The organism is Mesorhizobium waitakense, assembly GCF_056431085.1.
This window is the reverse complement of sequence record NZ_JBWKME010000116.1, coordinates 21,510-29,054: the sequence shown is the minus strand read 5'-3', so window position 1 is coordinate 29,054 and position 7,545 is coordinate 21,510. Positions and strand designations below refer to the sequence as shown.

The window sequence follows — 7,545 nt, the reverse complement described above, 5'->3', positions numbered from 1 at the left end:
GAGATTCGACTTCATACGACAAACGCTCAAGCGGCGGAATGTTTAAGCGGCTAACAACTTTCCACGCAAAGGCCTTTCGACCCGCGATACTGCTCAGTCAATGTCTTAAAAAGTTACAGCCTCCTCTTACATCACTATGCAATAAAGAGTAATGTGTGGTCAATGTAAAGAATAGAGTTCTCAACTAAGTTCCTCGCGCGGGATCGCTTTTTCCGCTGTCTTTTGGCAGCAGGAGCTTCGACGCCGGCTTCCGCATGGGGACCTGAAGATCATTCGATCACGTAGAGATCACAAAGCGGTGACACGCCGCTTCAGCAGGTGCAAAGCACTCTTGGGGGAGACGTCCATGACAGCGCGTATCAGACCGGACACGAAGTTGCGTGTCGCTCACTTTGCCGCCGCCGCTCGCCGGTTCGTTCCGGTCCTTGTCATTTCGCTTAGCGTTTCGGGCTGCGAAAAAAATCTGTTCCAGGCGCCACCCCATGGGGGCACTGCCGATGTGCCGCCGGCACCCGTTTCGGACAGCGCTCTCACGCTGGTGGCACAAATCCCGTACGAGACGTTAGTGCAAGCAGCACAATCGAAGATACCGCAATCCGTTCCAGTGCAAGGAGATGGTCAAATTGGATGTGTCGGTATTCCTCATATTAATCCCGGATACGTCGGACATCATACCGAATGCAAATGGATCGGTGTCCGCGTTTGTGCTGAAGTGCCAGACATTACCGCTCCGAGCATTGGCACTACGAACCAATGCGCCGACTATCATTGGCATGCTGATATCAAAACTGATGGCCCTCTTGTCGTGACCCAGGCGGGCAATGGCGTTCACGTCGAACAGCCGCTGTTTGTCAGCGGTCAGGCCGGGGTCGGCGGCGACCTAGCCAGATTGCTTTCGCTTTCGGGAAAGAACTTCGAGGCTCGGCTGGTCCCCGGCGTCGATCTGCAGCTCGATATGAACGATAAGTGGTGCCCCGTGCTCTCGGGAACCCCAACCGGCAGATGGGTGAGCAGTGCTTCGGTTGAAGTCGTTGGCAAAAACTGCCTCGGCTTTGATTTTGGAAACCTGGGGCATCCCCAAGTTTGCGCAGGGCCAATCAATCTGGGACTGGCCGACGTGTTGAACGGCCAGATCAATGACCACCGTGCCAAGATACAGGATGCCATTTCCAAAGCTCTGCCCTGTGATGCGCTTCGGTCAAAGGTGGAGGCCCAATGGCACGCCTTTTCGATCAAGATCGATCGACGGGACAGCACGCCCGTCTATCTCAACATCGTCCCCACAGCGGCGAGCTTTTCGGGCCTGGTCGGTGAAGCGCAAGGCATGAAGATGACCGTGCGTGTCGCGGCAAAGACCAGTCTTGCAGCAGAGCCAGTTCCCACACAGTCCCTGTCTCTGCCGCCTTTGGGCAAAACATCAGCCGATCGAAGTCAAGCCGATGTCACGCTACAAGTAACTGCTCCCTATGGATTGCTGTTAGACGAGCTGTCAAAGAACCTTAAGGGGCGCGATTTCCAGCAGCAGACGCCGGCAGGCGCCGTCGATGTGAAGGTCGACGACGTTGACCTCTATCCTAGCGCCGGCTCCGTCGTGGTTGGCTTGAAGGTACAGGCGAAGCTGCCCGGGGGAGTACTTGAATACGACTGGCTGGGTTTACCTCTCAGGGCGACCCCGCGTCGAGAAAACTGGAACAGCGATCTCGATCAATGAATTGCATTTCGCGACCGTCCTGGACAACGCCTTCTGGAAGGCGGCACAATCCCTATTCGAAACCCAGATCCTCGCAGATTTAGAGGCTCATGCGAAAGTCGATCTCAACAAGCAGATCAACGACGCATCCGATGAGATTTTGAAGGCCGTTCACAATACCAACGTTCCGGGATTGAAGATTTCCGCTGACACGCCGTCGATTGAACTTCTGGATATCACTGTCGGGCCAAAAGACCTGATTGCCAGTGCCCGACTCAAAATGAATTTCGATATGGCGCTATCAGCTGATCTAGTAGGTCAGTAGCCCGTCTGCCGAACGAGCCGGGGCCACCCATAGCGAACAAGAGGCGCAAATGACGCAATCGCAACTTAGCAAGGTTTGGTTCGTGATCAGTGCGCTGCTTCTGTATTACGCCCTGAATTCCTGGGTGGTAGCGCAAGGCGGGGAAGAGATATTCGGTGCAAAGCTGGTCATGAAGGCGAGGGTGCCTGCAGTAATGATCGCAATCCCGATTTGTTCGATTTTGCTCGCCCTAACCTCACTCGTTGGACGCGTCTATGCCCTGCGCGGTGGCTCGCAATGGCATGAACGGATACCCGTTGTCGGCTTCGACGCAATCGACACGGGCTCGCGTGAGGGCCGCGTCTATCAAGGCGCGATGATTGTAGTCTTCTCTCTGCTACCCGCGATCGCGCTGGTCTATTTCTGGTGTACGTTTCTCTCCGCGACGGTAATGCTGAACGACGGCAAGAAGGACCCAGGCGCCAGCGTGTGGGATTGGTCGCAGCTCCGGACGCTGAACGATCCCGCACGTATCTGCACTGATTTTCACAAGGAGCTGGCCGATCCGTGTATCGGCAATGCGACGGTGCTGCCGGGCCTTGAGCCAACAATCTTTGGCGCGCTAACCCTCGCGGGCATTGTTGCGCTCGCGATGCACTGGCGTGCTGTGGCGACGGATCAACGGCGGCAGCTCCCACCAATTACGACCCGCCGCAAGTAAGCGTGGCAGCAAGTCCACGCGCTGCTGCCGAGCCTCAGCTAGGGAGGACGATCCACAAACTTCTTCTTCGGTCATCCGCCGCCAATTCTCGAATGGGCACGGCCGACCAGAAGAACCAGCGATACGGTCTTCGCGCGAGCCCTTCACATGGCACCGACCTTCATCGGCCTCAAACGAATTATGTGCTATTGCCTGCTTTGGTTGGCGGAAAAGCATTTCGGTGTCGATTTGGCTGTTGAGGAGCCTTCGGGCGCCGGGTGAGTGACTGCTACCGCCGAAACCTAGGCGTCCAGCTCTCGACAAGGTCGCGTTCTTCATCCTCTTCGGTGATGTCATCCGGGTCGCCGATTGTGGTCGAGCTAAGGACAGTCAACACCTTCCCATAGCTTCCAAGTCCAATAGCTTCCTCGGAAACCCATACTGTCTGGGAACCCCCGAACCAGTCTCGGATATCGATTTCACCGCTTATTATGTCCCCCGCAAGGACGCGTCTTGGATCGGCGGCCAGTTGGAAGGCCGCCGTCCCGGAGGGCACGGAAGACCCTTTGTGGATCCAATCGAGCTTTGGGAGCGATTTCATCGCCTCCGATCGGTAGCAGTAGTCTACAGTCCTACCGGTACTGAGGATCACCGCGACGGCCGCGTCACTCAATTCCGCCACGCGAATTGCCGTCGCAGTCAGCGAGGTCTCGCAAAGTTCTGCCATTTCTCGAACAAGCGCGAGCGACGGTTCCTGGCCCTTCATCGCGGTCCTGAACGGTACGGTTGGCATAAGGAGCCCCGCCGCAAAATGATCGGCTTCGAGCTCATAAGAGTTTTCAGTCACAAAACCCGCTCTTGAGATATGCACGCCGTTCGCCGGCAGCACGTGGTCGAGGTGCCCCGGCAGGAAGTAGTGGCCAAGTTCATGGCTGACTGAAAACCGCTGAAATCCCTTCGATGCGATATTCGTGGCGTAGATAATGCCGAAGGTGTCCCCAAAGCGGTGTAGCATTCCTGACACCCCTTCGGCCTCCGGGGGCTTTTCCTGAACGATAATGTCGCGGCTCGCCGCTATCGCAAAGGGATCGACAGGCAACGACGTGATGCCTTCCTCGGCCAGAAACCGCTCTGCTTCTTGTCTCGCAAGCAGGAGGCGGAATCGGCTCACCTGCTATTCGCCTTTCCTGGCGTTGCGCTCGGCCAGTAGCTTCAGAAAGTCGCGCGCGATCTCCCTGTCATTGCCGGTCAGCTTCCCAACATCTCTGAAAAGCGGATCGCCCGCCTCAGCCAAACCAGGCTCGTCAACTCTGCCAAGGAGAAAGTCGGTCGTCATATCCAGCGCATTCGCAAGTCGCCGTAGGGTATCGAACGAGGGCTTGCGTGTGCCGGTTTCAAAATGGGCGATCGAACTGGGCGGCATACCCGCATGGGTGGCAAGGTCGCTCTGGCTCCAGCCACGGATATCACGCGCGCGGCGTAGCCTTTGCTGAAAGAGTGCTGATGGAAGAGGATTGTCGGTCATGTCGACTCCGCCATGTTGAACTTGACGACCCGAACAAGGGCGCTTATATGTAGACATGTATCTCATGTCTGAATCGACAAGGGAAGAAAGAAGTCAAAATGAGCCTGCTCCATGTTTCCCATGCCGATATCGCCCGCTTTGCGGCTGAGAAAGTGAACCTGCCCAAGGAGCAGGCGGACGAGTATCGTGCGCAGGCGCGGCGGCTCCGGGAAAAGGTCGAGGGCTACCTTGCTGAGCATCCGGATTTCACCCTTCGCAAGATGATGCTGTCGGGCAGTCTCGCCAAAGGCACCGCATTGCGTTCTCTGAACGACATCGACGTGGCCTGTTACATCAGTGGGGCAAATGTGCCGAAAGATGTTCAGGCCTTGCTCCAGTACCTTGCTGAGCGGCTTCGTAAGGCTTTTCCGAATTTCAGTCCAGATCAGGTCCAGCCACAGACATATAGTGTCACTGTCTCCTTCCGCGGTTCGGGTCTCGATGTCGACGTGGTTCCGATACTCTACGATGGCGACTTGCAATGGTATGGCAACCTTGTGAGCCAGGACGACGGGTCCTTCCTGAAGACGAGTATCCCTCTCCATCTTGAGTTTGCGCGCAAGCGGAAAACCGCGCAGCAGACGCATTTCGCCCAGGTGGTGAGGCTTGCGAAATTCTGGACCCGGGTCATGAAACGCGAACGTGACGGCTTTCGCTTCAAGTCGTTCATGGTCGAGATGATTCTCGCGCATCTGCAGGATAAGGGGGCCGATTTCTCCAACTATCCGGAGGCACTACAGGCGTTCTTTACCTACATTGCGACCAGCAACTTAAAAGAGAAAATTGTTTTTTCGGATTATTATAAGCCGACAACGGCCGGTAGTTTCTCCGAGCCGATGCAAATCATCGATCCTGTAAACGCGACAAACAACGTCAGTCGGCTCTACACAGCCCAGAATGTGGGCGCGATCGTCGAGGCGGCGTTAGACGCAGGCGACGCAATCGATGCGGCGCGAGCGGCGCCGACCAAGGGTGATACCGTCTATTACTGGCAAAAAGTTTTTGGCTCGGCTTTTCAGGTATGATCCCATGACCCAGAGTTTCACCTATACCGACACTACGACGTTCACGGTCACCCATGCCCAACACATCTCGGCAAAGGTGGCTACCGACCTTAAGCGCATGCAGCGCTTCTATGGTGTGCCTTCGGATTCGAGCATCACCGAGTTTGAGCAAGAGCTCGTGGTCATGCTGAAAAAGAAACTCATCGAAACGATCACCTACGGCTTCAAGCGAGGCGACGCCTGGATCGAACCAACCCTCCGCTACACGGCGCAAGAGTTGACCGGGGTAGGTGGCGTCGACGACGATCCGGGCAAAGTCAGACCGGGTGCCAACATCGCGAATGCCTCCTTCTACTCGTATATGACCTATACGAGTGCATACTTTGCCCTCGCGACATCTGAGCGGGAGGCGTTGGGACTTCCTTTTATAAGGGGAGGAGCCGAGCAGCCGGGTGTCTCGGGATATTTCAGTACCGACCACGTCTATTCAGCAGGTGGCCGTGCCTTGAACCGATCAACAGTAAGGACACTCTGATGAACGCCATGACCATGACGGAAGGCGTTTTTGAACGTCGAACAACCTACCCTGACTTTGCCGCCCGTGATCGGCTGGCGCGCCTTGTCGGGCTCGACGATCAAATATCGCGCCTGACCAAGGTGCTTTCGCTCCTGGTCAATCCGGCCGGTCTGGAAGCATGGGCGAAACAACACCACCCGCAGATGAAAACGCTGTTGACCACAGTTCTGCGGCGTCCGCCTTTGGTGGTGCTCGCCGGCGATGTCGGCTCCGGAAAGACCGAGCTGGCGGAGACTATCGGGGACGCTGTGGCGCGTCAGGAGGATATCGAAATCACCTTGCTGCCGCTGAGCCTTTCGGCGCGCGGACAGGGGCGGGTCGGTGAGATGACGCAGCTGATCACCTCGGCATTCGACTACGCGATCTCGGAAGCATCGAAGCTGAAAGGCGCCAATGGGCGCGCGCGGGGCGGCATCATTCTGCTGGTTGATGAAGCAGACGCCCTCGCACAGTCCCGCGAAGACGCTCAGATGCACCACGAAGACCGGGCCGGGGTGAATGCCTTCATCCGTGGCATTGACCGGATTGCGAATGCGGCCCTCCCGGCAGCCGTCATCATGTGCACCAACAGATTGAGCGCATTGGATCCGGCGATCAAGCGACGTGCGGCGGACATTCTGTCGTTCGCCCGGCCGAACTCGGAACAACGTCGATTCCTGCTATCGTCGGCGCTTTCCGAGCTTGGCTTTTCCACAGCAGATATCGAGAAAATGGTCATTGCAACCGGCGAAGGAAAAGCGAACCCGCATGGCTTCACTTTCTCTGACATTGTTCAGCGTCTGCTACCCGCGATCGTACTCGACGCATACCCGCGTAGCGCCATCAAACCGGCTCGCGCGATCGAGATTGCAGTCCACATGACCGCCACAGCGCCGTTTCAAGAGGGGGCTACGTCATGAGCTGGTCCCTGCCGAGGCTGCTAGAGGGCCTGCACAATGAAATGCAGCGGAAGCTGGAAACCAGCCGTAGTGTGTTCGGCCATTCAGTTGCAAAAGGCAACGCGAGTGAAGCGGTCTGGCTGACGCTCCTTCAGACCTATCTTCCCCAGCGTTACCAGGCTGAAACGGCATTCGTGGTCGATAGCCTGGACAACTTCAGCGATCAGATCGATGTCGTGATTTTTGACCGGCAATACTCGCCATTCATCTTCAATTTTGAAGGTCAAAAGATCGTGCCGGCCGAAAGTGTCTATGCCGTCTTCGAGGCCAAACAAGCGATCAATGCCGAGCAGGTGGACTACGCGCAGTCGAAGGTTGAATCCGTGCGCAAACTTCATCGTACAAGCTTGCCGATACCCCATGCCGGTGGCGTGTACGGAGCAAAACCCCCAATTCCCATTATTGGGGGACTTCTGACGTTCGACAGCGATTGGACGCCACCGCTCGGGAACGCCCTTCATACCGCGTTGGACAAGGGCATAGACCAGAGGCGATTAAATATGGGTTGTGTAGCCGCGCACGGGAATTTCAAATTTGACGTGGCTAGCGGCCACTATCAGACAATCTTGGCCAACAGGCCGGCAACCGCGTTTCTGTTTGATCTGATAGCCGAACTGCAATTCAGCGGCACGGTGCCTATGATCGACATCCGCGCCTATGCCGAGTGGCTCGGCAAGTAGGGCGTCTTAGGAAGCGAAAGAACGGCTGGGAACCGGCCCGAACACCTTCTGCACGATAAATTTATCAACGGCCGTCGTTATTACTGCC

9 protein-coding genes are annotated in these 7,545 nt (G+C 56.6%); 7 read left to right on the top strand and 2 right to left on the bottom strand.

What is annotated here, in order from left to right; all coding sequences use genetic code 11:
• Positions 1-346: 346 nt before the first annotated feature.
• From AC07FD_RS25090 to AC07FD_RS25080, 3 genes are read left to right on the top strand one after another with little or no spacing between them, the layout of a single operon-like run.
• A complete protein-coding gene (locus AC07FD_RS25090) occupies positions 347-1,711 on the top strand; it encodes a DUF4403 family protein (RefSeq protein ID WP_478352027.1) in 1,365 nt (454 codons plus the stop codon).
• Positions 1,635-2,015, top strand: coding sequence for a DUF4403 family protein (locus AC07FD_RS25085; protein ID WP_478352026.1), 381 nt, complete (start codon positions 1,635-1,637; stop codon positions 2,013-2,015). The genes AC07FD_RS25090 and AC07FD_RS25085 overlap by 77 nt, the downstream gene beginning before the upstream one ends.
• Positions 2,016-2,064: 49 nt before the next feature.
• Positions 2,065-2,715 (top strand): hypothetical protein, encoded by a 651-nt coding sequence (locus AC07FD_RS25080; protein WP_478352025.1) that lies wholly within the window; start codon positions 2,065-2,067, stop codon positions 2,713-2,715.
• A 268-nt stretch (positions 2,716-2,983) separates the two neighbouring features.
• Here the strand turns inward: AC07FD_RS25080 and AC07FD_RS25075 are convergent, their stop codons facing one another.
• Both AC07FD_RS25075 and AC07FD_RS25070 read right to left on the bottom strand, forming a co-directional pair.
• A complete protein-coding gene (locus tag AC07FD_RS25075; RefSeq protein ID WP_478352024.1) occupies positions 2,984-3,865 on the bottom strand; it encodes an ImmA/IrrE family metallo-endopeptidase in 882 nt (293 codons plus the stop codon).
• Between the two features lie 3 nt (positions 3,866-3,868).
• The gene (locus AC07FD_RS25070; protein WP_478352023.1) at positions 3,869-4,219 is read right to left on the bottom strand and encodes a helix-turn-helix domain-containing protein; all 351 of its coding nucleotides are present in this window, start codon (positions 4,217-4,219) and stop codon (positions 3,869-3,871) included.
• A gap of 98 nt (positions 4,220-4,317) precedes the next feature.
• On the opposite strand from AC07FD_RS25070, the gene AC07FD_RS25065 reads away from it, so the two are divergent.
• From AC07FD_RS25065 to AC07FD_RS25050, 4 genes are read left to right on the top strand one after another with little or no spacing between them, the layout of a single operon-like run.
• A complete protein-coding gene (locus AC07FD_RS25065; RefSeq protein ID WP_478352022.1) occupies positions 4,318-5,283 on the top strand; it encodes a CBASS oligonucleotide cyclase in 966 nt (321 codons plus the stop codon).
• A 4-nt stretch (positions 5,284-5,287) separates the two neighbouring features.
• Positions 5,288-5,797 carry an HORMA-1 domain-containing protein gene (locus AC07FD_RS25060; RefSeq protein ID WP_478352021.1) on the top strand — a complete coding sequence of 170 codons (510 nt, stop codon included), beginning with the start codon at positions 5,288-5,290 and terminating at the stop codon, positions 5,795-5,797.
• The gene (locus tag AC07FD_RS25055) at positions 5,797-6,738 is read left to right on the top strand and encodes an AAA family ATPase (RefSeq protein WP_478352020.1); all 942 of its coding nucleotides are present in this window, start codon (positions 5,797-5,799) and stop codon (positions 6,736-6,738) included. The genes AC07FD_RS25060 and AC07FD_RS25055 overlap by 1 nt, the downstream gene beginning before the upstream one ends.
• A complete protein-coding gene (locus AC07FD_RS25050) occupies positions 6,735-7,457 on the top strand; it encodes a DUF6602 domain-containing protein (RefSeq protein ID WP_478352019.1) in 723 nt (240 codons plus the stop codon). Before AC07FD_RS25055 ends, AC07FD_RS25050 begins: the two co-directional genes overlap by 4 nt.
• Positions 7,458-7,545: the final 88 nt, after the last annotated feature.

Bases quoted from the DNA above. Each gene is read 5' to 3' on its own strand.
- AC07FD_RS25090 (WP_478352027.1), top strand. From the start codon at position 347: ATGACAGCGCGTATCAGACCGGACACGAAGTTGCGTGTCGCTCACTTT.
- AC07FD_RS25080 (WP_478352025.1), top strand. From the start codon at position 2,065: ATGACGCAATCGCAACTTAGCAAGGTTTGGTTCGTGATCAGTGCGCTG.
- AC07FD_RS25070 (WP_478352023.1), bottom strand. From the start codon at position 4,219: ATGACCGACAATCCTCTTCCATCAGCACTCTTTCAGCAAAGGCTACGC.
- AC07FD_RS25065 (WP_478352022.1), top strand. From the start codon at position 4,318: ATGAGCCTGCTCCATGTTTCCCATGCCGATATCGCCCGCTTTGCGGCT.
- AC07FD_RS25060 (WP_478352021.1), top strand. From the start codon at position 5,288: ATGACCCAGAGTTTCACCTATACCGACACTACGACGTTCACGGTCACC.
- AC07FD_RS25055 (WP_478352020.1), top strand. From the start codon at position 5,797: ATGAACGCCATGACCATGACGGAAGGCGTTTTTGAACGTCGAACAACC.
- AC07FD_RS25050 (WP_478352019.1), top strand. From the start codon at position 6,735: ATGAGCTGGTCCCTGCCGAGGCTGCTAGAGGGCCTGCACAATGAAATG.